23 protein-coding genes are annotated in these 23,740 nt (G+C 71.2%); 3 read left to right on the top strand and 20 right to left on the bottom strand.

The window, feature by feature from the left end:
• The gene (locus STRNI_RS33865) at positions 1-996 is read right to left on the bottom strand and encodes an aspartate carbamoyltransferase catalytic subunit (RefSeq protein ID WP_018087603.1); all 996 of its coding nucleotides are present in this window, start codon (positions 994-996) and stop codon (positions 1-3) included.
• A gap of 93 nt (positions 997-1,089) precedes the next feature.
• On the bottom strand, positions 1,090-1,680 hold the full coding sequence (pyrR, locus tag STRNI_RS33860; RefSeq protein WP_018087604.1) for a bifunctional pyr operon transcriptional regulator/uracil phosphoribosyltransferase PyrR: 591 nt from the start codon (positions 1,678-1,680) through the stop codon (positions 1,090-1,092).
• Positions 1,681-1,901: 221 nt separating this feature from the next.
• Here pyrR and bldD point away from each other — a divergent pair, with 221 nt between their 5' ends.
• Positions 1,902-2,402 (top strand): transcriptional regulator BldD, encoded by a 501-nt coding sequence (bldD, locus tag STRNI_RS33855; RefSeq protein WP_018087605.1) that lies wholly within the window; start codon positions 1,902-1,904, stop codon positions 2,400-2,402.
• Between the two features lie 195 nt (positions 2,403-2,597).
• Here bldD and nusB read toward each other — a convergent pair whose 3' ends face one another.
• From nusB to STRNI_RS33785, 14 genes are all read right to left on the bottom strand, one after another.
• The gene (gene nusB, locus STRNI_RS33850; protein ID WP_018087606.1) at positions 2,598-3,032 is read right to left on the bottom strand and encodes a transcription antitermination factor NusB; all 435 of its coding nucleotides are present in this window, start codon (positions 3,030-3,032) and stop codon (positions 2,598-2,600) included.
• Positions 3,033-3,034: 2 nt separating this feature from the next.
• Positions 3,035-3,601, bottom strand: coding sequence for an elongation factor P (gene efp, locus STRNI_RS33845; protein WP_127149914.1), 567 nt, complete (start codon positions 3,599-3,601; stop codon positions 3,035-3,037).
• Between the two features lie 65 nt (positions 3,602-3,666).
• Positions 3,667-4,773, bottom strand: coding sequence for an aminopeptidase P family protein (locus STRNI_RS33840; RefSeq protein ID WP_148589804.1), 1,107 nt, complete (start codon positions 4,771-4,773; stop codon positions 3,667-3,669).
• A gap of 73 nt (positions 4,774-4,846) precedes the next feature.
• Entirely contained in the window at positions 4,847-5,722 is an 876-nt protein-coding gene (locus tag STRNI_RS33835; RefSeq protein WP_093644740.1) for a Pro-rich N-terminal domain-containing protein, read from the bottom strand.
• Between the two features lie 260 nt (positions 5,723-5,982).
• Positions 5,983-6,432 (bottom strand): type II 3-dehydroquinate dehydratase, encoded by a 450-nt coding sequence (aroQ, locus tag STRNI_RS33830; RefSeq protein WP_018087610.1) that lies wholly within the window; start codon positions 6,430-6,432, stop codon positions 5,983-5,985.
• 26 nt (positions 6,433-6,458) lie between these two features.
• Positions 6,459-7,550, bottom strand: a complete 1,092-nt coding sequence (gene aroB / locus STRNI_RS33825) for a 3-dehydroquinate synthase (RefSeq protein WP_018087611.1) — start codon at positions 7,548-7,550, stop codon at positions 6,459-6,461.
• Entirely contained in the window at positions 7,547-8,104 is a 558-nt protein-coding gene (locus STRNI_RS33820; protein WP_266447333.1) for a shikimate kinase, read from the bottom strand. The genes aroB and STRNI_RS33820 overlap by 4 nt, the downstream gene beginning before the upstream one ends.
• Entirely contained in the window at positions 8,101-9,285 is a 1,185-nt protein-coding gene (gene aroC, locus STRNI_RS33815; RefSeq protein ID WP_026169279.1) for a chorismate synthase, read from the bottom strand. Before aroC ends, STRNI_RS33820 begins: the two co-directional genes overlap by 4 nt.
• A gap of 148 nt (positions 9,286-9,433) precedes the next feature.
• Positions 9,434-10,261: a shikimate dehydrogenase gene (locus tag STRNI_RS33810; protein WP_277412574.1), complete on the bottom strand. Its 828-nt coding sequence runs from the start codon at positions 10,259-10,261 to the stop codon at positions 9,434-9,436.
• Positions 10,258-11,925, bottom strand: a complete 1,668-nt coding sequence (gene mltG, locus STRNI_RS33805; RefSeq protein WP_277412573.1) for an endolytic transglycosylase MltG — start codon at positions 11,923-11,925, stop codon at positions 10,258-10,260. Before mltG ends, STRNI_RS33810 begins: the two co-directional genes overlap by 4 nt.
• A 127-nt stretch (positions 11,926-12,052) precedes the next feature.
• On the bottom strand, positions 12,053-12,517 hold the full coding sequence (gene ruvX, locus STRNI_RS33800) for a Holliday junction resolvase RuvX (protein WP_018087616.1): 465 nt from the start codon (positions 12,515-12,517) through the stop codon (positions 12,053-12,055).
• Positions 12,518-12,531: 14 nt separating this feature from the next.
• Complete coding sequence (gene alaS, locus STRNI_RS33795; RefSeq protein ID WP_018087617.1) at positions 12,532-15,201, bottom strand: alanine--tRNA ligase; 2,670 nt, start codon at positions 15,199-15,201, stop codon at positions 12,532-12,534.
• Complete coding sequence (locus STRNI_RS33790; RefSeq protein WP_018087618.1) at positions 15,201-15,545, bottom strand: DUF6167 family protein; 345 nt, start codon at positions 15,543-15,545, stop codon at positions 15,201-15,203. Before STRNI_RS33790 ends, alaS begins: the two co-directional genes overlap by 1 nt.
• A gap of 8 nt (positions 15,546-15,553) precedes the next feature.
• Positions 15,554-15,988 carry a DUF948 domain-containing protein gene (locus STRNI_RS33785; protein WP_174876461.1) on the bottom strand — a complete coding sequence of 145 codons (435 nt, stop codon included), beginning with the start codon at positions 15,986-15,988 and terminating at the stop codon, positions 15,554-15,556.
• A gap of 179 nt (positions 15,989-16,167) precedes the next feature.
• On the opposite strand from STRNI_RS33785, the gene STRNI_RS33780 reads away from it, so the two are divergent.
• Positions 16,168-18,366 (top strand): ATP-binding protein, encoded by a 2,199-nt coding sequence (locus tag STRNI_RS33780; RefSeq protein WP_277412572.1) that lies wholly within the window; start codon positions 16,168-16,170, stop codon positions 18,364-18,366.
• 26 nt (positions 18,367-18,392) lie between these two features.
• Here STRNI_RS33780 and rpsD read toward each other — a convergent pair whose 3' ends face one another.
• The gene (rpsD, locus tag STRNI_RS33775; RefSeq protein WP_018087621.1) at positions 18,393-19,004 is read right to left on the bottom strand and encodes a 30S ribosomal protein S4; all 612 of its coding nucleotides are present in this window, start codon (positions 19,002-19,004) and stop codon (positions 18,393-18,395) included.
• Positions 19,005-19,186: 182 nt separating this feature from the next.
• Here rpsD and STRNI_RS33770 point away from each other — a divergent pair, with 182 nt between their 5' ends.
• Positions 19,187-19,939, top strand: a complete 753-nt coding sequence (locus tag STRNI_RS33770; protein ID WP_026169280.1) for a DUF2470 domain-containing protein — start codon at positions 19,187-19,189, stop codon at positions 19,937-19,939.
• 75 nt (positions 19,940-20,014) lie between these two features.
• Here the strand turns inward: STRNI_RS33770 and STRNI_RS33765 are convergent, their stop codons facing one another.
• From STRNI_RS33765 to hisS, 3 genes are all read right to left on the bottom strand, one after another.
• Positions 20,015-21,385: a replication-associated recombination protein A gene (locus tag STRNI_RS33765; RefSeq protein WP_037740679.1), complete on the bottom strand. Its 1,371-nt coding sequence runs from the start codon at positions 21,383-21,385 to the stop codon at positions 20,015-20,017.
• Positions 21,386-21,469: 84 nt separating this feature from the next.
• Positions 21,470-22,111 carry a vitamin K epoxide reductase family protein gene (locus STRNI_RS33760; protein WP_159489753.1) on the bottom strand — a complete coding sequence of 214 codons (642 nt, stop codon included), beginning with the start codon at positions 22,109-22,111 and terminating at the stop codon, positions 21,470-21,472.
• Positions 22,112-22,470: 359 nt separating this feature from the next.
• Positions 22,471-23,733, bottom strand: a complete 1,263-nt coding sequence (gene hisS / locus STRNI_RS33755; RefSeq protein WP_093644759.1) for a histidine--tRNA ligase — start codon at positions 23,731-23,733, stop codon at positions 22,471-22,473.
• Between the last annotated feature and the right edge of the window lie 7 nt (positions 23,734-23,740).

Below are 23,740 nucleotides of genomic sequence, written 5' to 3'. Positions count from 1 at the left end.
TTACTTGCTCTCCTCGGTGCGAGTGCTGGTGCCGTTGCCGGCGGTCAGGGCGGGCTCGTTGCCGCCCAGCAGCAGATACAGGACGGCCATCCGGATGCTGACGCCGTTGGTGACCTGCTCGACGGCCGTGCAGCGCGGCGAGTCGGCGACCTCGGCGGTGATCTCCATACCGCGGTTCATCGGGCCGGGGTGCATCACGATCGCGTGCTCCGGCATCCGGGACATCCGGTCGCCGTCCAGGCCGTAGCGCCGCGCGTACTCCCGCTCGGTCGGGAAGAACGCCGCGTTCATCCGCTCGCGCTGGACGCGCAGCATCATCACTGCGTCGGACTTGGCGACCACGGCGTCCAGGTCGTACGAGACCTCGCAGGGCCACTGCTCGACCCCGATCGGCACCAGCGTCGGCGGCGCGACCAGGGTGACCTCGGCACCCAGGGTGTGCAGCAGATGGACGTTGGAGCGGGCGACCCGGCTGTGCAGGATGTCGCCGACGATGGTGATGCGGCGGCCGGCGAGGTCCTGGCCCAGGCCCGCGTCGGCGCCGACGAGGCGGCGGCGCATCGTGAAGGCGTCCAGCAGTGCCTGGGTGGGGTGCTCGTGCGTGCCGTCACCGGCGTTCACCACGGAGCCGCCGATCCAGCCGGAGGTCGCCAGGCGGTGCGGGGCGCCGGAGTCGTGGTGCCGGATGACGACGGCGTCCGCGCCCATCGCCTCCAGGGTGAGGGCGGTGTCCTTGAGCGACTCGCCCTTGGAGACCGAGGAACCCTTGGCGGAGAAGTTGATGACGTCGGCGGAGAGCCGCTTGGCGGCGGCTTCGAACGAGATGCGGGTGCGGGTCGAGTCCTCGAAGAAGAGGTTGACGACGGTGCGTCCGCGCAGGGTGGGGAGCTTCTTGATCGGCCGGTCGGCGACCCGGGCCATCTCCTCGGCGGTGTCGAGGATCAGGACGGCGTCGTCGCGCGTGAGGTCGGCGGCCGAGATGAGGTGACGCTTCATCCGGTTTTCTCCGTGGGTGAAGGAGGTGTACGGGAATGTCCGTTGAGCGGGCATGCCTGCGGGCCCGGGGTCACCGGGTCGCTGCGCGGTGCGCTATCGCTCGCCGGCCGGGGCGGTGTGCTTCACGCCGAGCAGCACGGCGTCCCGGCCGTCCTCCTCGGTGAGCTGGACCTTGACCGTCTCCCGCAGCGACGTGGGGAGGTTCTTGCCCACGTAGTCGGCGCGGATCGGCAGTTCGCGGTGCCCCCGGTCGACGAGGACCGCCAGCTGCACGGCGCGCGGCCGGCCGATGTCGCCCAGCGCGTCCAGCGCGGCGCGGATCGTGCGCCCGGAGAAGAGGACGTCGTCGACGAGCAGGACGACCCTGCCCTCGATGCCGTCGGCGGGGATGTCCGTGCGGGCGAGCGTGCGGGCGGGGCCCAGGCGCAGGTCGTCGCGGTACATCGTGATGTCGAGCGAGCCGACCGGGACCGTACGGCCGGTGATCTCTTCGAGCTTGGCGGCCAGTCGCCGGGCGAGGAAGACGCCGCGGGTGGGGATCCCCAGGAGCACCACATCGTCCGCGCCCTTGGCGCGCTCGACGATCTCGTGGGCGATACGGGTGAGCATCCGCGCGATGTCCGGGCCTTCGAGCACCGGGCGTGCGGGGAGCTGAGCCGTCGTGTCGGAACTGCTTGCGTCCATATGAAACGGACCTCCTTCTCCGCCTCACGGGACGGACCTTAAAGGACGTCGGAATTACGCGCCCCAGGCTACCAGGAGGCCCTCCAGGACCCGTCCGCACCCCTGACGGGTGAGGGTCTGCCCCGTTCCGCTTGACGAAGTCAGATTACGCTGCGTAACCTCACAGTGAGTTACCAGCCCGCGGCGGAGCCGCATGTCGATACAGCCGTCTGGGGAGTTTTATGTCCAGCGAATACGCCAAACAGCTCGGGGCCAAGCTCCGCGCCATCCGCACCCAGCAGGGCCTTTCTCTCCACGGCGTCGAGGAGAAGTCCCAGGGCCGCTGGAAGGCCGTGGTGGTCGGTTCGTACGAGCGCGGTGACCGCGCAGTGACCGTGCAGCGCCTCGCCGAGCTGGCGGACTTCTACGGCGTCCCGGTGCAGGAGCTGCTGCCGGGCACGACACCGGGCGGAGCGGCCGAGCCGCCGCCGAAGCTGGTGCTCGACCTGGAGCGCCTCGCCCATGTCCCGCAGGAGAAGGCCGGCCCGCTGCAGCGCTACGCCGCCACCATCCAGAGCCAGCGCGGTGACTACAACGGCAAGGTGCTCTCGATCCGCCAGGACGACCTGCGCACCCTCGCGGTCATCTACGACCAGTCGCCCTCGGTGCTGACCGAGCAGCTGATCAGCTGGGGCGTGCTCGACGCCGATGCACGCCGCGCCGTGTCACACGAGGAACTCTGACCCCCCTCGTACCTGCAGAAACGTACCGCCGCTCCGGGCTTCCGGGGCGGCGGTTCTGCATTCCGGCGGCCTTCCCGGGCGTCAGAGGCTCTCGCCGGTACCCCCACGAGAGCCTCTGACGGCGTTCTGCGGGCATGCGAAGGGCCCGGAGCACTGCCCCTCGCTCCGGGCCCGTTCACACGCTCTGCCGACCGCCTACTGCGCCTCGCGCCGCAGACTCGGCTTCAGCTCCTTGAACCGGCCGAGGAGGCCGTTGACGAAGGCCGGGGAGTCGTCCGTGGAGAACTCCTTGGCGAGCTGCACCGCTTCGTCGATCGCCACCGCGTCCGGCGTGTCGTCCACCCAGAGCAGTTCGTAGGCGCCGAGGCGCACGATGCTGCGGTCGGCCGCGGGCATCCGGTCCAGGTCCCAGTCGACCGCGTAGGTGGAGATCAGCTCATCGATGCGGTTGACATGGTCCGCGTATCCCTCGACCAGCTGCAGGGTGTACTCGTTCACCGGCGGCTGCCGGGGATCGGTCCGGGCGTGCCGCATCCAGTCCGCGAGCACGGACTGCACATCGGCACCGCGCTGGTCGGCCTCGAAGAGAATCTGGAAGGCGCGCTTACGGGCCTTGGTACGGGCAGCCACGGTTAGCTGTTCACCCGGCCGAGGTAGTCGCCCGTGCGGGTGTCGACCTTGATCTTCTCACCGGTGGTGATGAAGAGCGGCACCTGGATGGAGTAGCCGGTCTCCAGCTCGGCGGGCTTGGAGCCGCCGGTGGAGCGGTCGCCCTGCACACCGGGCTCGGTGTGCTTGATGGTCAGCTCGACCGCGGCGGGGAGCTCGACGTAGAGCACCTCGCCCTCGTGCTGCGCCACGACCGCCTCGAAGCCCTCGATGAGGTAGTTCGCGGCGTCACCGACGGACTTGCGGTCGACGTGCAGCTGGTCGTAGGTGTCCATGTCCATGAAGACGAAGTAGTCGCCGTCCATGTACGAGAACTGCATTCCGCGCTTGTCGACGGTGGCCGTCTCGACCTTCACGCCGGCGTTGAAGGTCTTGTCCACCACCTTGCCGGACAGCACGTTCTTGAGCTTCGTGCGGACAAAGGCGGGGCCCTTGCCGGGCTTGACGTGCTGGAACTCGACGACGGACCAGAGCTGGCCGCCTTCGAGCTTGAGCACCATGCCGTTCTTGAGGTCGTTCGTGGATGCCACGGTTGCGGAATCTCCTGGACTGCAGGTGTGGGACCCCGGAGAAGCGCACGCCGAAACCCTACGGCTCAGAGTGCGAGCAGCTCCTTGGTCGTGATCGTGAGTAGCTCGGGCCCGCCGTCCGCCTCGGGGCGGACGACGAGTGTGTCGTCGATCCGGACACCCCCACGGCCCGGGATGTGAACCCCCGGCTCGACGGTGACCGGCACGCAAGCGTCCAGTTTACCCATGGCGGCAGGGGACAACTGAGGGTCCTCATCGATTTCGAGTCCCACACCGTGCCCGGTCCACGGTCCGAGCCGCTCCCCGTACCCCGCGGCATCCAGTACATGGCGGGCCACCCGGTCCACCTCGCGGCACTCCACACCCGGCGCCAGCGCCTCGCGCCCGGCCCGCTGGGCTGCGAAAACGAGATCGTACAGCTCGATCTGCCAGTCCGAGGGCGTGGTGCCGATGACGAAGGTCCGGCCGATCTCGCAGCGGTAGCCGCGGTAATTGGCGCCCAGCCCGACGCTGAGGAAGTCGCCCTCCTCGACCCGCCGGTCGGTGGGCAGATGCCCGGGGCGGCCGGCGTTCGGGCCGGTCGCGACGGAGGTCGGAAAGGCCGGGCCGTCCGCACCGTGGTCGACCAGCCGCCGCTCCAGTTCGAGCGCGAGATGCCGCTCGGTGCGTCCGACCAGGATCGATTCCAGGAGCTCCCCCAGGGCCTGGTCGGCGATCTCGGCGGCGATCCGCAGACAGGCGATCTCGTCGTCGTCCTTCACCAGCCGCTGCGCCTCGACCGCGCAGGCCAGATCGCTCAGCCGCAGCCGCGGCGCGACCTGCGAGAGCGCCCGGTGCCGGGTGACGGTGAGGTGGTGTTCCTCGACGGCCAGGATGTCCGCGCCGGCCTTGGCGGCCAGGTCGGCGCCGGCCACGACCGGGTCGCCGCCCCGTGTCGGCAGCACCGAGACCCGGACGTCGTCGGCCGGGCGCCCCTCGGAGGGATCACCGCTGAGCGGGTTGCCGCACAGCAGCACATCGTCGGCCGGTCCCAGCAGCAGCGCGGCGCCGGGCGGCGCACAGCCGGTGAGGTAGCGGACGTTCGCGGGGCGCGAGATCAGTGCGGCGGCACTTCCGGCCCCGGCTACGCGGTCGCGCAGACGCGTGCGTCGGGCCGCGTACAACTCGGACATATCACGAGCGTACGGCGACTCCTCCGAGGCGGCCGGTCGAGCGGGGCCGCCCGGGGGAGCGGTGCCGTCCCGTCTACCAGTTGGGCGGGCTGGCGATGCTGCGGGCGACGACGTCGTCCAGCACCCGCACCGTCGTGGCGACGTCGTGCTGGGAGTTGTCGATGATCGGCAGGCCGGAGCCGTACCAGCCGGCCATCCGCCCGTGGATCCTGGCCACCTCTTCGTCGGAGAGCCGGCGGTTGCCGCTGCGCCGGGCGTTGCGCTCCAGCACGATCTCCAGGCCGGGCAGCAGCACGATCGGCAGCAGACCGGGGCCCACATGGCGCTTCCAGCCGCCCAGGCCGACGACCGGCCGGTCGGGGAAGACGGCGTCGTCGAGGATGCAGGAGATGCCGTTGGCGAGGAAGTTACGGGCCGCGAAGCCGCAGGTACGACGGGCGAGGCGGTACTGGGCCTCGGAGTGGTCGTTCCAGCCGGCCTGCGGGTCGGCGAAGCCGGCGCGCACCCATTCGCGGACGTCGTCGAGGCTGATGTGCGCGGTCGGCACCCGCCGGGTGTCGGCCCAGTGGCGCGCCACGCTGGTCTTGCCGGCCCCGGCCGGGCCGATGAGCAGCACCGCGACAGCCGTGTGCGCGGCGTCCGGTGCGGCATCGGTGGGCGGGCTGGGCAGCGGCACGGGGGCGCCCGGGGGCAGCGGCACATGGCCGGTGATGTCCGTGCTGTGCGGGGTGGGCGGGGCCTGCTGGGGTGCGGGCCCGTGCCAGCCCTGGCCGGGGGCGGGCTGCTGCGCGGGCGGCGGGGCAGCGGGAGCCGGCGGCGGGGCCGAAGGGGCCTGCGGCGAGGTGGGCGGGGTATGCCCTCCCGGGTTGGGCGTCCAGTGCATGGCGGCCCCGGGTCCTGATGCCTGCCCGCGGGGCGGCGGCAGCGGAGCCCCCACTGCGTACTGCATCCGGTGGCTCTCCGTCTCGTGCGGTCGACGTGGTGCGGTGCTCCCCCGGCTCACGCCGGGTGGAGCCCCCAGGCGCCGGGCCGTCTGCCCGGTGCGTCGTGCGGTAACCCACCGGCCCGGAGGGGCCGTTGTGCCCCACGGCCGTCGGCGTGGGTGCTACCGCTGCGAACGGTACCCTCCCGGACGCGGCCGGAGGGCCTCCTGCCCCCGGCGCTCGCTGCGGGAACGGCCGGGGGCGCCGTGGTGTGCCCGAGGGTGCGTCAGCCGTCCAGCTCCTCGGCCAGCGCGCGGAGCGCCAGACGGTACGAGCCGATGCCGAAGCCGGCGACCGTACCGCTGGCGATGGCCGCGATGACCGAATTGTGGCGGAACTCCTCGCGGGCGTACGGGTTGGAGATGTGCACCTCGATCAGCGGGGCGGTGCGCTGGGCTGCCGCGTCCCGCATGCCGTACGAATAGTGCGTGAAGGCACCGGGGTTGATGATGACCGGAATCGATCCGTCGGCGGCCTCGTGCAGCCAGCGGATCATCTCGCCCTCGTCGTTGGTCTCCCGGACCTCGGCCTCGAACCCCAGCTCCTTGCCGAGCCGGGTGCACTCCTCGACCAGTCCGGTGTAGGAGGTGGCGCCGTAGACATCGGGCTCACGGGAGCCCAGCCGGCCGAGGTTGGGCCCGTTGAGGACGAGCACCCGCCGGGTCTTGCCGCTCATGCCGTGCCCCTTCCGTTCACCCTCGCTCACGCCGCGATCTCCGCGTGTGCCGCGAGCAGCATGGCCGGGTCCGGGCCCTCCAGGACGGTCGGCTTGGCGAGGCCGTCCAGGACGATGAAGCGCAGCCGGTCACCGCGGGACTTCTTGTCGACCTTCATCGTCTCCAGCAGCTTGGGCCACTGGTCGCCCCGGTAGGTCAGCGGCAGCCCGACGGACTCCAGAACGGAGCGGTGCCGGTCGGCGGTGGCGTCGTCCAGGCGGCCGGCGATCCGGCCGAGTTCGGCGGCGAAGACCATGCCGACGGAAACGGCCGCGCCGTGCCGCCAGTTGTAGCGCTCGTTCTTCTCGATGGCGTGCGCGAGGGTGTGGCCGTAGTTGAGGATCTCGCGCAGACCGGACTCCTTGAGGTCCGCGGAGACCACCTCGGCCTTGACCCGGATCGCCCGCTCGATCAGCTCGGCGGTGTGCGCACCGTCCGGGCGCTTGGCAGCCTCCGGGTCCGACTCGATCAGGTCGAGGATCGCCGGGTCGGCGATGAAGCCGGCCTTGATGACCTCGGCCAGACCGGAGACGTAGTCGTGCACCGGCAACGAGTCCAGCGCGGCCAGGTCGCAGAGCACACCGGCCGGCGGGTGGAAGGCGCCGACGAGGTTCTTGCCCTCGGCGGTGTTGATGCCGGTCTTGCCGCCGACCGCCGCGTCCACCATGCCGAGCACGGTGGTCGGTACGGCGATCCAGCGCACCCCGCGCAGCCAGGTCGCGGCGACGAAGCCGGCCAGGTCGGTGGTGGCACCGCCGCCGACGCCGACGATCACATCGCTGCGGGTGAAGCCGGACTGGCCGAGCGCCTTCCAGCAGTAGGCCGCGACCTCGGCGGTCTTGGACTCCTCGGCGTTCGGCAGCTGAACGGCGATCGCCTCGTAGCCCTGGGAGGCCAGGTCCTCGCGCAGCGCCTCGCCGGTGGCGGCCAGCGCCTCCGGGTGCAGCACCGCGACCCGCTTGACCCCGTCGCCGATCAGGCCGGGCAGTTCACCGAGCAGCTGCCGCCCGACGAGCACCTCGTACGGATCGGTGCCCGCCGTGCCGCCGACCTGGATACGGGTGGCCTGCTCCGTCATGCCTGTTCCTCCCTGTGGGCGGCCTGCGGGGCGTCTCCCGCGGCCTGGCGTAGCTCCAAAGCGTCCAGGATCGCCTCGACGACCTGCTCGGGGGTCCGCTCCCCCGTGGCGATCACGGCGCGCGCGACCTCGGTGTACAGCGGACGGCGCCGCTCCATCAGCTCGCGCCACTGCTTGCGCGGATTGACGGCCAGCAGCGGGCGGGGCGCGTCGAGGCCCACCCGCTTGACGGCGTCCGCGAGCTGGACGTCCAGGAAGACCACCGGCAGTCCGGTCAGCAGCTTGCGGGTGCCCTCGTCGAGGATCGCGCCGCCGCCGAGCGCGAGCACGCCCGGGTGGCCGTCGAGCGCGTCACGTACCGCGGCCCGTTCCAGGTCGCGGAAGTACGGCTCGCCCTGGTCGATGAAGATCTCGGCGATCGGCCGGCCGGCCGTTTCGACGATATCGGCGTCGGTGTCCCGGTAGCCGACGCCCAGCCGCTCGGCCAGCAGCGCGCCCACCGTCGACTTACCGGCCCCGGGCGGGCCGATCAGCACGACGGCCGGCGACGTCATCGGATCGCCAGGTTGTCGAGGAAGGTCTGCACATTGCGGCGGGTCTCCGGCACGCTGTCACCGCCGAACTTCTCCACCACCGCGTCCGCCAGCACGAGGGCCACCATCGCCTCGGCGACGATACCGGCGGCCGGCACGGCGCAGACGTCCGAGCGCTGGTGGTGCGCCTTGGCCGCCTCACCGGTGGTCACATCGATGGTCGCCAGCGCCTTCGGCACCGTCGCGATCGGCTTCATCGCGGCGCGCACCCGCAGCAGCTCGCCGGTCGTCAGCCCGCCCTCGGTGCCGCCGGAGCGGCCGGAGCTGCGCTTGATCCCGTCATCGGTGGAGACGATCTCGTCGTGCGCCTTCGAGCCCGGCACCCGTGCCAGGTCGAAGCCGTCGCCGACCTCGACGCCCTTGATGGCCTGGATGCCCATGAGGGCGGCGGCCAGCCGGGCGTCCAGACGCCGGTCCCAGTGCACATGCGAGCCGAGACCCACCGGCACGCCGTAGGCCAGCACCTCGACGACCCCGCCGAGGGTGTCGCCGTCCTTGTGGGCCTGGTCGATCTCGGCGACCATCGCCTTGCTCGCGTCCGCGTCCAGGCAGCGCACCGGGTCGGCGTCCAGCTTCTCGACGTCGGAAGGCTTGGGGACGACGCCGTACGGGGCCTTGGCCGCGGCCAGCTCGACGACATGCGAGACGATCTCGATGCCGGCCGTCTCCTTGAGGAAGGAACGGGCGACCGCGCCGAGGGCGACCCGGGCGGCGGTCTCGCGGGCGGAGGCGCGCTCCAGGATCGGGCGGGCCTCGTCGAAGCCGTACTTCTGCATACCGGCGAGGTCGGCGTGGCCGGGGCGGGGACGGGTCAGCGGCGCGTTACGGGCCAGCGCGGCCAGCTCCTCCGGGTCCACCGGGTCGGCCGCCATCACCTGCTCCCACTTGGGCCACTCGGTGTTGCCGACCATGATCGCCACCGGCGAGCCCAGCGACAGACCGTGCCGCACGCCGCCCAGGAAGGTCACCTGGTCCTGCTCGAACTTCATCCGGGCACCGCGGCCATAGCCGAGCCGGCGCCGGGCCAGCGCGTCCGCCACCATCTCCGTGGTGATCGGCACTCCGGCCGGAAGGCCCTCCAGCGTCGCCACGAGTGCGGGGCCGTGCGACTCCCCCGCCGTCAGCCAGCGCAACCTGCTCAACGGTGCTCCTCATGTACTGCTCATCCGCGTACGGTCTTCCCCTGATCCTCCCACGTCGCGCGGGACGACCGGCGCCCAGTCCAGGGTGCGGACCGGGCGCGCGGGGACGTACGGGACGGACCGGGCGGACCGGGCCCGGCAGGGCGGGTCAGCGGGCGGCGAGCGCCACCTCGCCGGCCTTGCGCATCGCGGCCAGCGGCGCCGGCGACCGGCCCGTCATCTGCTCCACCTGCAGCACGGCCTGGTGGACCAGCAGATCCAGGCCGCCCACCACGGCACCGCCGCGGTCGGCCCAGGCCGTGGCCAGCGCCGTCGGCCAGGGCTCGTAGAGCACATCGAAGAGCGTGCCGGGCCGGTCGGGGACGGCGGCGGCGAGCGCGTCGGTGGTCCCCGCCGGGGTGGTGGCGATCGTCAACGGCGCCTCGAAGGCCGCGGCGGCGTCCTCCCAGGCGGCGGTGCGGAGCGTGATCCCGAGCCGCTCGCCCCAGCCACGCATCTCCTCGGCACGCGCCTCGCTGCGGACATACGCGGTGACCTCGCCGGTGCAGATCCGGGAGAGCGCGGCGAGCGCGGAGGAGGCGGTGGCGCCCGCGCCCAGGACCGACGCCCGCTCGACCTGCCGCACCCCGCGCTCACGCAGGGCGGCGACCATGCCGGGGATGTCGGTGTTGTCGCCGAGGCGGCGCCCGTCGGCGGTGAGGACGACGGTGTTCACCGCCTCGACGGCCTCCGCGGTGGAGCTGATCTCGTCGAGCAGTGGGATCACCGCCCGTTTGAGCGGCATGGTCAGCGACAGGCCCGCCCACTCGGGACCGAGCGTCTCGAAAAACCCGGGCAGCGCCGCCTCGTCGACCTCGAAGCGGTCGTACACCCAGTCCTCCAGCCCCAGTTCCGCGTATGCGGCACGGTGCAGAACCGGGGAGAGGGAGTGGGCGATCGGGGAGCCGAGTACCGCAGCCCGACGGGTGGCGCTCATTGCTTGGCTTTCTCTTGTTCCTTGAGGTAAATGCGGCGGTTTCGTTCGTGCTCTTCGTTCGTCTCGGCGAACAGCGTCTTTTCCGGGTTGATCGAGACGAAGTAGTACCAGTTGCCCTTGGCAGGGTCGATCGCCGACCTGATGGCTTCCTCGCCCGGGTTGCCGATCGGCCCCGGCGGCAGTCCCTTGAACTTGTAGGTGTTGTAGGGATCGTTGAAGTTCCGCAGATCGTCGACGGATCCGGTGTCCAGCGTGCTCTGGGACCTGGCGTAGTTCACCGTCGAGTCGAAGTCGAGCAGGCCGTAGGTCTCGGTGTTGTCCGGCTTGAGACGGTTGTAGACGACCCGGGCGACCCGGTCGAAGTCGTGCTTGTACTTGCCCTCGGCCTGCGTGAGGCTGGCGACGGTGAGCAGCTGCATCGGCGATTCGAGGTGCAGCTTCTGCGCGTTCCCCTCCAGGTCGTGCTGCTCGTAGACCTGGTTCGCCCGCGCCACCATCTGCTTGAGGACCGCCGCCGGCTTGGCCTTCTCTCCGACGCTGTAGGTCGACGGATAGAGGAAGCCCTCCAGCGGGTCCTTCAGCTTCGACGCATTCTTGGCCCAGGAAGGCAGCCCGAGGCTCTTGGCCTCGGTCTTGGCGACGCCCTTGGTCGTGCCCTTCTTGAGGTGGAGCTTCGTGTCGATGAGCTTGTAGACGTCGCCGGAGCGCAGGCCCTCACGGATCGTGAGGCCGTTGCGGCTCTTGGGGTCCACCATCAGCTCGACGGCCGAGGCCGCGGACATGTGCTTGCGCAGGGAATATGTCCCCGGCTGAAGGACTTTGTCCTTCTTGCTGTCGATGGCGGCTTCGGAGAACGCGTCGGCGCTCTTGACCACGCCTGCCCGTTTGAGGGCCAGCCCCATCTGCAGGATCGTGGAATTCTCCGGGATGTCGACCTGGACCTCGCCGGTGCCCTCGCCCTCGTAGTCGGGGGCCGGGCCGAAGTGGCTCATGATGAAGTCGTAGCTGAAATAGCCGACGGTGCCGACGGCTCCGGCGAAGAGCAGGGTCACGACCAGGCAGGCCCGGCCGCTGCGCCGCTTGTTCTTCTTGTTCTTCTTGCCGCGGCGCTCGCGGCCGCCCCGGCCCTCTTCGCGCGGGTCGAGGTCGTCGCGGCCGTCGTCATCGCCGTGGTCCGCGAAGAAGGCATGCTCCGGCTCCGGCTCGCGCGGCCCCGGATCGGCCCGCCAGTCGTCGCCGGCGCCGGTGCCCTCGTCGTAGTGCGGCTCCGGGTGCTGAGGGTGCTGCGGCTGCTGGTACTGCTGTTGCTGCTGCATTCCCTGCTGGCCCTGCATCGCCTGCGGGTGCGGATGCTGGTGCTGCGGCGGATAGGCGTCCGGAGCGGCGTAGTAGTCGGGGTTCGTCCCGCTGTACGGGTCGGCCGGCGGCTGCTGCCCGTAGGGGTCGTACGGGTCGTACGGCGGCTGCCCGCCCTGCGCACCGTCCCAGCCGCCGTTGTAGTGCTGCTGGGCATACGGGTCAGCCTGCTGCTGGGGGTACCGGTGGGCCTGCTGTCCGTCCCACTGAGGCTGCTGCTCCTGGCCTCTGGAGGAACCCTGGTCTCCGTAGAGCGGGTCCTCGGGATGCCACGGTTCGGAGCCGTAGCCCCGGCCATACTCGGTCATCGATCCCCTAGAGCCGAGAGGCGGTGCACTCCGGCCTGGCAGCGCGCTTGCTGTACCCGATCCGCCTCTACTTGCACGCGCGGCTGTTCGAACGCCGCACATCGCGCGGAACGTTACCGTACCGCGATCAGATGACCACTTCGACGCTCTCGCCCGGAGGTTCCCCGGAGACGCGTTCGGTCTCCAGCGCGCTCTGCAGAATGACCACCGCGGCCGCCTGGTCGACCACCGAGCGGCCCTTCTTGCTCCGGACTCCCGAGGCCCGCAGGCCCTGGGTGGCCGTGACCGTCGACATCCGCTCGTCGACCAGCCGGACCCCTACGGGGGCGATGTTCCGGGCCATCTCCTGGGCGAAGGCCCGGACCTTGGCCGCGGCCGGCCCCTCTCCCCCACTGAGGGAGCGGGGCAGGCCGACCACGACTTCGAGGGGCTCGTACTCCTCGACGATCGCCTTGAGCCGGCGGTGTGCTGACGGAACGTCACGTCCCGGCACGGTCTCGACGGGGGTGGCGAGGACCCCGTCGGGGTCGCACGAGGCGACCCCGATACGGGCGTCCCCGACATCCACGGCGATGCGCCGGCCGCGTCGCATCTCACTCACGCGCGTCAGGCCGCCTCGCCGACGAGGCGCTCGACGGCCTCGATGGCCTCGGGCACCGCGGCGGGGTTCTGACCGCCGCCCTGGGCGACGTCCGGCTTGCCGCCGCCACCGCCGCCGAGCGTCTTGGCGGCCGTACGGACCAGCTCACCGGCCTTGATGCCGCGCTCGCGGGCGGCCTCGTTGGTGGCGATGACCGTCACCGGGCGGCCGTTGGCGACCGAGAACAGCGCCACGACGACGGCACGGTCGCCCTGGATCCGGCCGCGGACGTCCAGCACCAGCTTGCGCAGATCGTCGGCGGAGGTGCCGTCCGGGACCTGCCCGGCGGCCAGCGCCACCCCGCGGACGTCCTTGGCGCCGTCGGCCAGCCCCGCGGCGGCCTGCAGCACCTTCTCGGCGCGGAACTTCTCGATCTCCTTCTCGGCGTCCTTCAGCTTGGCCAGGACGCCGGAGATCTTCTCGGGCAGCTCCTCGGGGCGGCCCTTGACCAGCTCGGTGAGCTGGGAGACGACGGTGTGCTCACGGGCCAGGAACTTGTAGGCGTCCACGCCGACCAGGGCCTCGACCCGGCGCACACCGGAGCCGATGGAGGACTCGCCGAGCAGCTTCACCAGGCCCAGCTGAGCGGTGTTGTGGACGTGGGTGCCGCCGCACAGCTCCTTGGAGAAGTCGCCGATGGTGACCACGCGGACGCGGTCGCCGTACTTCTCGCCGAATTCGGCGATGGCGCCCTGCTTCTTGGCGTCCTCCATGCTCATGACCTCGGCATGGACGTCGAGCTCACGGGAGAGCACCTCGTTGATCTTCTGCTCGACGTCCGTGAGGACCCCGCCGGGCACGGCGGCCGGCGAGCCGAAGTCGAAGCGGAAGCGGCCCGGGGAGTTCTCCGAGCCGGCCTGCGCGGCCGTCGGGCCGAGGGCGTCGCGCAGCGCCTGGTGGGTGAGGTGGGTGGCGCTGTGGGCGCGGGCGATGGCGCGCCGGCGGGTGACGTCGATCGTGGCGTACGCGGCCGAGCCGAGCACCACCTCGCCGACCTGGACGACGCCCTTGTGGACCGTGACCCCGGGCACCGGCTGCTGGACGTCACGGACCTCGACGACGGCGCCGGAGTCCAGCTTGATCCGGCCGGTGTCGGCGAGCTGGCCGCCGCCCTCGGCGTAGAAGGGGGTGCGGTCCAGGACGACCTCGACCTCGTCGCCCTCGTGGGCGGCCGGGGCCGGGGCGCCGTTGACCAGGAGGCCGACGATCGCGGACTCGCCCTCGGTGGCGCTGTAGCCGGTGAACTCCGTGCTGCCGGACTTGTCGGCGACCTCACGGTAGGCGGACAGGTCGGCGTGGCCGCTCTTCTTGGACTGGGCGTCGGCCTTGGCGCGCTCCCGCTGCTCCTTCATCAGGCGGCGGAAGCCGTCCTCGTCCACCGAAAGGCCCTGCTCGGCGGCCATTTCGAGGGTGAGGTCGATCGGGAAGCCCCAGGTGTCGTGGAGCAGGAAGGCCTTGTCGCCGGGCAGGACCGCGGAACCCGCGGCCTTGGTGTCGGTGACGGCGCTGTCGAGGATGTTGGTGCCGGCCTTCAGCGTCTTGACGAAGGCGGCCTCCTCGGCGAGGGCGACCGTCTCGATACGGCGGCGGTCCTCCAGCAGCTCCGGGTACTGCTGGCCCATGGTCTTGATGACCACGTCCATCAGCTCGCCGATGACCAGGCCGGAGGCGCCGAGCAGCCGCATGTTGCGGATGGCGCGGCGCATGATGCGGCGCAGGACGTAGCCGCGGCCTTCGTTGCCGGGGGTGACACCGTCGCCGATGAGCATCGTGGAGGTACGGATGTGGTCGGCGACGACGCGGAGCGAGACATCGGTGGCGTCGGAGGCGCCGTAGCGCACGCCGGAGAGCTCGGTGGCCTTGTCGATGACGACGCGCAGGGTGTCCGTCTCGTACATGTTCGGGACGTCCTGCAGGATCATCGCCAGGCGCTCGAGGCCGAGGCCGGTGTCGATGTTCTTGCTGGGCAGCTCGCCGAGGATCTCGAAGTCCTCCTTGCCGGTGCCCGCACCCCGCTCGTACTGCATGAAGACCAGGTTCCAGATCTCCACGTACCGCTCGTCGTTGACGGCCGGGCCGCCCTCGACGCCGAACTCCGGACCGCGGTCGTAGTTGATCTCGGAGCACGGACCGCAGGGGCCCGGTACGCCCATGGACCAGTAGTTCTCCTTCTTGCCCAGGCGCTGGATGCGCTCCTTGGGCACCCCGACGACCTCGTGCCAGATGCGCTCGGCCTCGTCGTCGTCGAGGTAGACGGTGATCCAGAGGCGCTCGGGGTCCAGGCCGTAGCCGCCCTCCGCCTGCGAGCCGGTCAGCAGCTCCCAGGCGTACTTGATGGCGCCTTCCTTGAAGTAGTCGCCGAAGGAGAAGTTGCCGCACATCTGGAAGAACGTGCCGTGCCGGGTGGTCTTGCCGACCTCTTCGATGTCCGGCGTACGGACGCACTTCTGGACGCTGGTGGCGCGCGGGGCGGGCGGCTTGACCTCACCGAGGAAGTACGGCTTGAAGGGGACCATGCCCGCGTTCACGAGGAGCAGCGTCGGGTCGTCCGCGATGAGCGACGCCGACGGCACGACGGTGTGCCCGCGCTCCTCGAAGAAGCGCAGCCAGCGGCGGCGGATTTCAGCCGACTCCATCAGTGGTCCTCTTTTCCAGTCGGTCCGGTCAGACCGGTGTGTCCGGTTGTTCTCGTGGTTCGGTACTGCGGTTCGAGCACCGCGCGGCGCGGTGCCGGCAGCTCGCGCACCTCGGTCGGCTCGCCGAGCCCCAGGGCGTCGTGCAGCTGTTCTTCACGGTCCGCCATTCCGGCTCGTACGTCCAATGCAAATTGGCGCAGCCGGTGTCCGGTCTCGACGGCCTTGTCCGCGGCCTGTGCGGCGAGGCTGTCGGGCTGCAGCTTGCGCAGCTTGCGGTGGACCTTGTTGGTGGCCCACACGCCGGCGGCGGCGCCGGTGGTGAACCAGAATGCGCGGCGGAACATCGCTGTGATCAGTCCTTGGAGCGACGGTTGCGGCGCCCGCCGCGGCGGGCGCCGGGCAGGGTACGGCCGAGGACGACGGTGCGCTTCGGCTCCGGTTCGCCCTTCTTGCCGATCGCGCGGCGCACGCCGTAGCCGAACGCCGCCACCTTGACCAGCGGACCGCCGAAGGCGGAGGACACGGTCGAGGAGAGCGCGGAGGCGTTGGCGGTGACCTCTTGGACGTCGGCGGCGATGGCATCGACGCGGGCCAGCTGGGTGTGCGCGGAGCGGACCGTTGCGGAGGCGTCGGCGAGGAGGGGTACGGCCTGCTCGGACACCTCGGCCACCATCTTGGTGGTCGCCTTGAGCGTCTGCGCGAGCCTCACCAGCACGAGGGCGAGGAACGACACAAGGATCGCCCAGAAGACGGCCACGAGGATCCCGGCCACCTCTCCACCGGACACGTTGGCACCACTCTCCGACTGGTTTGGTCTGGTTCTTGTCCTGCTCGAACGGCAACCTTGACCTTATCGCGCCGTGACTGTCCGTCCGTACCCCGTTCCCGGTGGCGCACAGCGGCCGCCGGGGGAATCCGGCAGCGTGATTGTACGGTCCGCATCCTGCCGAGTACGCTCCGTGTGCCATGCGACGCCTCACGCGCCCCGGTCCCCTCTCCCGCCCTTCTCCCGAGCGTCTGCGGGCGCCGGGCAGGCCGGGGAACCTTCCCGCGGAACTCAACCGCTTCATCGGCCGCGACGACGAACTGGCCGCGCTGGCACGGCATCTGGAATCGGCCCGGCTGGTGACGCTCACCGGCCTCGGCGGCGTCGGCAAGTCCCGGCTCGCCGGCCATGGCGCAGCGATCTTGCAGGATCGCTTCTGCGATGGGGTGTGGCTGGTCGAACTGTCGTCCCTGCGCGAACCGCATCTCCTGGACCACACCGTCGCCGAGGCACTGGCGCCGGCCGACCACAGCGGCCGTCCGGTGCGCACCGCGCTGTGCGACCACCTCGCCGGCCGGGAACTGCTGCTGATCCTGGACGGCTACGAGCATCTGGTCGACGCCTGTGCCGACCTGACCGCGGAGCTGCTGCGCCGCGCCCCCGGGCTGCGGGTGCTGGCCGCCGGACGACGGCCGCTCGGGCTCACCGGCGAGCAGAACGTGGCGCTGGCGCCGTTGAACACCGCCGATGCGACCGCCCTGTTCACCGACCGCGCAGCGGCCGTGCTCGGCGGCTTCACCGTCGGGGCGGCCAACGAGGCGGCGGTCACCGAGCTCTGCGAGCGGCTCGACGGCATTCCGCTCGCGCTGGAGCTGGCCGCCGGACGGCTGCGCGCGCTGTCCGTGGACCAGGTGCTCCACCGGCTCGACGACCGCTTCCGGCTGCTGACCGGCACCGCCCGCGGTGCCCTGCCGCGCCACCAGACGCTGCGTACCGCGATCGGCTGGAGCCATGAGCTGTGCACACCCGAGGAGCGGCTGCTGTGGGCGCGGCTGTCGGTCTTCGCCGGGCAGTTCGACCTGGAGGCGGTCGAATACGTCTGCTCGGGCCCGGAGCTGCCGGCCGGTGAACTCCTCGACGTCATCGCGGAGTTGGTCGCCCAGTCGGTGCTGGTGCGGGAGGAGACCGCGGCCGGGGTGCGCTACCGGATGCTGGACACCGTACGGGCCTACGGCGCGGGCTGGCTGGCGGCGACCCCGGACGGCGACCGGCTGCGGCGCCGGCACCGCGACTGGTATCTGGGGCTGGCCACCTGGTGCGAACTGGACTGGTTCAGCTCCCGGCAGGCCGAGATCGCGGCCCGGATCGAGGCCGAGCTGCCCAATCTGCGGGTGGCGCTGGAGCAGAGCCTGGAGTGCCCCGCCGATACGCACCTGGGCCAGTACCTGGCGGGCACCCTGTGGTTCTACTGGGTGGGCTGCGGCCGGCTCTCCGAGGGCCGGCACTGGCTGGACCGGGCCCTGGAGCTGGAGAGCGACCACGACGACGCACGGCTGAAGGCGCTGTGGGTGGCCGGCTATGTCGCGGTGCTCCAGGGGGACACCGTCGGCGCGCTGGGGGCCCTGCAGGAGTGCCGCGACGAGGCCGAGCGGACCGGCAACGCCACCGCGGCCGCCTACGCGCTACACCGCACCGGCTGTCTGGCGCTGGTCTGCGACGACATGCCGCGCGCCGAGGAACTGCTGCGCGGGGCGCTGCGGCGCTACCGGGAGATCGGCGAGCTCAACAGCAATGTGCTGCTGGGGCAGGTCGAGCTGGCGATGGCGGTGGCCTTCCGGGGCGAGCCGGCGGACGCGGTGCGGCTGTGCGAGGACGTCCTGGAGGTGTGTGAGGACCACGGGGAGCGCTGGACGCGGGCCTACGCCCAGTTCGTGCTGGCGTACGCGTCCTGGTCGCGGGGCGACGGCGAGCGGGCCCGGACCCTGCTGGAGGAGTCCCTGGCCGTCCATCACGCCTTCCACGACCTGCTGGGCGTGGTGCTGGCGATCGAGCTGCTGGCGATGGTGACGCTCGGCGAGGGGGACGCGGAGGAGGCGGCGGTGCTCCAGGGCGCCGCGGGGCGGATCTGGCCGTCGGTGGGGCTGCCGCTGTTCGGTTCGCGCTACTTCCGCCGGCCGCACGCGCTGTGCGAGGAACAGGCCCGGCAACGGCTGGGTGCCGAGCACTACGGGCGTGCCCTGCGCACCGGCGAGCGGCTCGGCCTGGACGCGACGGTGGCCCGGGTCCTGCGGCCCGCCGGTCCGGTGCCCACCCCGCACCGCACGGTACGGATCGTGCCGCCGGACACGAACGAGCCCGCCGCCTCCCCCTCCGCGAGCGGCGGGGAGACGGCGGGCTGAGCGCGGTGCTGCGCCTGCTGTGGTGCTTAGCGGGCGTAGTACTCGACGACGAGCTGCTCGTCGCAGATCACCGGGATCTCCTTGCGGTTCGGGTCCCGGTCGAGGCGGAACGCCAGAGCCTGCAGGTTGACCTCGATGTAGCGCGGGGTCTCGCCGTCGGGGGCGTAGCCACCCTCACGCGCGACCTGGAAGGGGTGCTTCTCGCGGCTGCGCTCGCGGACCATCACGACGTCGCCGGGGCGGACGCGGAAGGACGGCTTGTCGACCTTGCGGTCGTTCACCGAGATGTGGCCGTGGACGACCATCTGGCGGGCCTGGTAGATCGTCCGGGCGATGCCCGAACGCAGGACGAGCGCGTCCAGACGGCGCTCAAGCTCGATGATCAGCGCTTCGCCGGTCTTGCCTTCGACCTTCCGAGCGCGGTCGTAGGCACGCGCCATCTGGCGCTCGCTGATGTCGTACTGCGCGCGCAGACGCTGCTTCTCGAGCAGACGGACCTTGTAGTCACTGTTCTGCTTGCGGCCACGGCCGTGCTCGCCGGGCGGGTAGGGACGGGCCTCGAAGTACTTGACGGCCTTCGGCGTCAGCGCGATGCCGAGCGCACGGGACTTCTTGACCTTGGGACGCGACTGGTTCACGTGGAACGGACCTCCGTGTAAGTTAGGTGAGGCTTACCTTAGCGCGAGGAGAACGCATGTTTCGACCTGGGATCCCCCTGCCCGGTGCACACCGCACCGAGGCGGGTCAGCCGCGTCCCGTGGAAGACGCCCAGCAGCCCACTGCCGCCGAGCGCGTACGAACCCTCGTCGAGTCCAATGGTATGGCGTCTCTGAACATCCCCGGTGTCGAGGACCCCGACGAGACCGGCCTCTCGGCGCCGGTCTGCCGGACCGTGACACCCGACGGAGACGTGCTGTTGCTGGTTTCCGGCGACTCCGCGGCGGCTCGGGCGGCGGCACACGCACAGGACGACGACCTGACAGCCGTGATGGAGATCACGGATGTCGCGCCGGTTTCGGTGCCTCATCGCATCCGTGGAAGGGCCTGGGTGGCCGGCTGGCTCACCCCCGTCCGCAACGAGCGGCGCGCCGAGGCCGCGATGCTGCTCGCGGAGCGGCACCCGGTCGGTGAGCTGCTCGGCATCGGCGAGGCGCTGCAGCCGGACCCCGCTCCGGGCCTGTACGGGCGGACCGCCTGGATGATGCTGCGCCTGGAGGTCGGTGAGGGCGCGGTGGACGATCTGTGGGGCTCCGAGTCCGTCGAGCCGGACGACTTCGCCGACGCCGCCCCCGATCCGCTGGCGGCCCATGAGGCGGAGCTGCTGCAGCATCTGCACGCCGCGCACAGCGAGCAGGTGCGCGGGCTGTGCGCCCTGCTGGGCGACCGCGGGGATGTCTGCGGGCTGCGCGGCCGGGCCGTGCCGGTGGGCCTGGACCGCTTCGGGCTGCGGGTCCGCTTCACGGACGCCGAGCAGCACTCCTTCGACGCACGGTTCGACTTCCCCGAGCCCGTGCGGGACGTGGCGGAGCTGCGGCGGGCGATGCATCTCCTCTTCGAGGCGGCGGCCGAGTAGTCCGGGGCCGCCGCCCGGCCGGCCGGCGGTGCCCGGGAGGCCGATGCACCGGCCCCGGCCCGGCCGGCGGAGGGGCTACTCGGCGGCGCTCTCGCCGGAGTCGGAGCGCAGGCGCACCCGGACCCGCTCGACGACATCGGCGTAGCGCGCCTCGGCACCATGGCGGGTGGGCTCGTAATAGCGCTTGCCGTGCACCTCGTCCGGGGCGTACTGCTGGGCCGCGATACCGCCCGGCAGGTCGTGCGGATACCGATAGCCCTGGCCGTGGCCGAGCTTCTGGGCGCCCTTGTAGTGGCCGTCGCGCAGATGCGGCGGCACCGCACCGGCCTGACCGGCCCGGACATCCGCCAGCGCGGCGTCGATGGCCAGATACGCGGCGTTCGACTTCGGCGCCAGGGCGAGCGCGATGGTGGCCTGGCTCAGCGTGATCCGCGCCTCCGGGAAGCCGATCATCGCCACGGCCTGGGCGGCGGCGACCGCGGTCTGCAGGGCCGTCGGATCGGCCAGGCCGATGTCCTCGCTCGCCGAGATCATCAGTCGGCGGGCGATGAACCGCGGGTCCTCCCCCGCCTCGATCATGCGCGCCAGGTAGTGCAGCGCGGCGTCGACGTCCGAGCCCCGGATGGACTTGATCAGCGCGCTGGCGACGTCGTAATGCTGATCGCCGTCCCGGTCGTACTTGACCGCCGCCCGGTCGACGGACTCCTCCAGCGTCTGGAGGGTGATCTCCTTCTCGCCCTTGGCCAGCGCGGAACCGGCACCGGCCTCCAGGGCCGTCAGCGCACGCCGGGCATCGCCGCCCGCGATCCGCAGCAGATGCCCCTCGGTGTCCTCGGGGAGGGTCACCGCGCCCGCCAGCCCGCGCGCGTCGGTCAGCGCACGCCGCAGCAGCCCGCGCAGATCGTCGTCCGTGAGGGGTTCGAGGGTCAGCAGCAGCGAGCGGGACAGCAGCGGCGAGATCACCGAGAAATACGGATTCTCGGTCGTCGCGGCGATCAGGGTGACCCAGCGGTTCTCCACGGCCGGCAGCAGGGAATCCTGCTGGGCCTTGCTGAAGCGGTGGATCTCGTCCAGGAAGAGGACGGTCTCCTTGCCGTAGCCGCCCGAGGCGCGCCGCGCGCCGTCGATGACCGCGCGGACCTCCTTGACGCCGGCCGTGATCGCCGAGAGCTCCACGAAGCGCTTGTTCGTCGCCTGGCTGACGACATACGCCAGGGTCGTCTTGCCGATGCCCGGCGGTCCCCACAGGAACACCGAGGACGGCCCCGCGGGGCCGCCGCTTCCCTCGCCGACCAGCCGGCGCAGGGGCGAGCCCGGCTTGAGCAGATGCTGCTGGCCCACGACTTCGTCGAGGGTGCGCGGGCGCATCCGGACGGCGAGCGGGGACCCCGCGGGGTCCTTCTCCTGGCGGTCTTCGGCAGCGGCGGTGAACAGGTCGGGCTCCACGATCACGAGCCTAAGCCACCCCACTGACAACGCCCCGGCCGCCGTCAGGACGGGCCGGGGCGCGGGCAGCGCGTGGGGCGGGACTCAGATCAGGCTGCTCCAGTACGTCCACCACTTGGTGAGGATCAGCAGCGCGATCACGCCGTACCAGAGCACCGGCACGACCCAGTGGAACTCCAGCACGGCCCGGCGCAGCCCGTCGGGGGCCGGGATGATCCCGTGCTTGAGGTTGTGCACGGTGGTGTACCAGAACATCAGGATCGTGATCAGCCACGTCAGCGTGCACCACAGGCACAGCGAGTTGATGACGTACAGCGACTGGGACATCAGCCACATGCAGAAGACCGTGCCGAGCAGCGTGCCGACGTTCAGTCCGATCCAGTACCAGCGGCGGAAGCGGGCTCCGGCCAGCAGGGCCATGCCGATCGCGATGACCGCGCCGAAGGCGACCAGACCGGCGACCGGGTTCGGGAAGCCGAAGACCTCCGCCTGCTTGCTCTGCATGATGTTGCCGCAGGAGATGATCGGGTTCAGGCTGCAGGCCGGCTTGTAGTTCGGGTCCTTCAGCAACTCGATCTTGTCCAGGGTGATGACCCAGGCCGCGAGCAGACCCAGCGCGCCGGTGATCACCAGGAGCAACGCGAGGCCGCGACCCGAGCCGATGGTGCCCGTGCCGCTCACGCGGTCGTCGTCGGTGGACACGTCGTCAAGCTCTGTCGTCGTCATATCGCCGTTCCGTCGGTCCCTCGGGAGATGGGGCTGAGCGCGGGCCCGGTCACGGGCACGCCGTTCATTCTGCCCCAACTCCACCATGACCCACTGTGCGACGAACATAAAGAAGAGCCCTCCGCACACAGCGTTCTCTCAGGTTCGCTCCACTCCCGCCTGCCCTCTCCGCCCGCCCGGCGGCCGGCCACCGCGGGTGCCGCCGGGCCGGAATCCCTTCGCCGGGATGAACGCACGGCAGGCGTTGACCCCGGGCGTCCGGCGGCGCGGAAGACCCGGCACAGCGGAAGACCCGGCACACACGAGGGGCCCGGCCGGCCGATCGCCGTCCGGGCCCCTCGGGTCCGCCGTCCCGCAGCTCAGCCCAGCGTGCGCCGGACCTCCTCGGCCACGGTGTCCAGCGCGACCGCGGTCTGCTCACCGCTCTCCAGGTCCTTGAGCTGGACGACGCCCTCGGCCAGGTCCCGCTCACCCGCCACCAGCGCCAGCCGCGCGCCGGAGCGGTTGGCGGACTTCATGGCGTTCTTCAGGCCCTTGCCGCCGAACGCGAAGTCGGTGGCGACACCGGCCCGCCGCAGCTCGGTGACCACACCGAACAGCACCCGGCGGGCCTCCTCGCCGAGCGGCACCGCGTACACGGCCGTGGCGGCGGGGATGTCGAGCGTGATGCCCTCCGCCTCCAGCGCCAGCACCGTCCGGTCGACGCCCAGCGCCCAGCCGACGGACGGCAGCGCGGGGCCGCCGATCATCTCGGAGAGACCGTCGTAGCGGCCGCCGCCGCCCACCGCGGACTGCGAGCCGAGGCCGTCGTGGACGAACTCGAAGGTGGTGCGGGTGTAGTAGTCCAGGCCGCGGACCAGCTTCTCGTCGTCCTCGAAGGCCACTCCCGCCGCGGTCAGCAGCTCACGCACCTGCTCGTGGTACGCCTTGCAGGCCTCGCAGAGGTAGTCGCGGAGCTTGGGCGCCCCGTCGAGCTGCTTCTGCACGGACTCGCGCTTGTCGTCCAGGACGCGCAGCGGGTTGATGTCGACCCGGCGCCGGGTGTCCTCGTCCAGGTCGAGCCCGCGCAGGAAGTCCTGCAGCGCGGCGCGGTAGACGGGGCGGCACTCCTTGTCGCCCAGGGAGTTGAGCAGGATGCGGAAGTTCCGCAGCCCCAGCGCGCGGTAGGCCTGGTCGGCCAGGATGATCAACTCGGCGTCCAGCGCGGGGTCCTCGGCACCGATGGCCTCGGCGCCGACCTGGGAGAAGTGGCGGTAACGGCCCTTCTGCGGACGCTCGTAGCGGTAGTACGAGCCGGAGTACCAGAGCTTGACGGGGAGGTTGCCCGCCTTGTGGAGGCTGGCCTCCAGTGCGGCGCGCAGCACGGACGCGGTGCCCTCGGGGCGCAGCGCCAGCTGGTCGCCGCCCTTGGTCTCGAAGGCGTACATCTCCTTGGTCACGATGTCGGTGGACTCACCGACGCCGCGCGCGAACAGCTCGACACTCTCGAAACCGGGCGTCTCGATGTAGCCGTACCCGGAGTTCTTCAGCGGCGCGGCGATCGCCTCGCGCACCGCGAGATAGGTGGCGGACTGCGGCGGAATCAGGTCGTACGTGCCCTTGGGGGCCTTGAAGGTGCTCACGGAAGGT

The sequence above is a fragment of the Streptomyces nigrescens genome (assembly GCF_027626975.1).
GTDB lineage: Bacteria > Actinomycetota > Actinomycetes > Streptomycetales > Streptomycetaceae > Streptomyces > Streptomyces nigrescens.
This window is presented reverse-complemented; position numbering and strand designations above follow the sequence as displayed.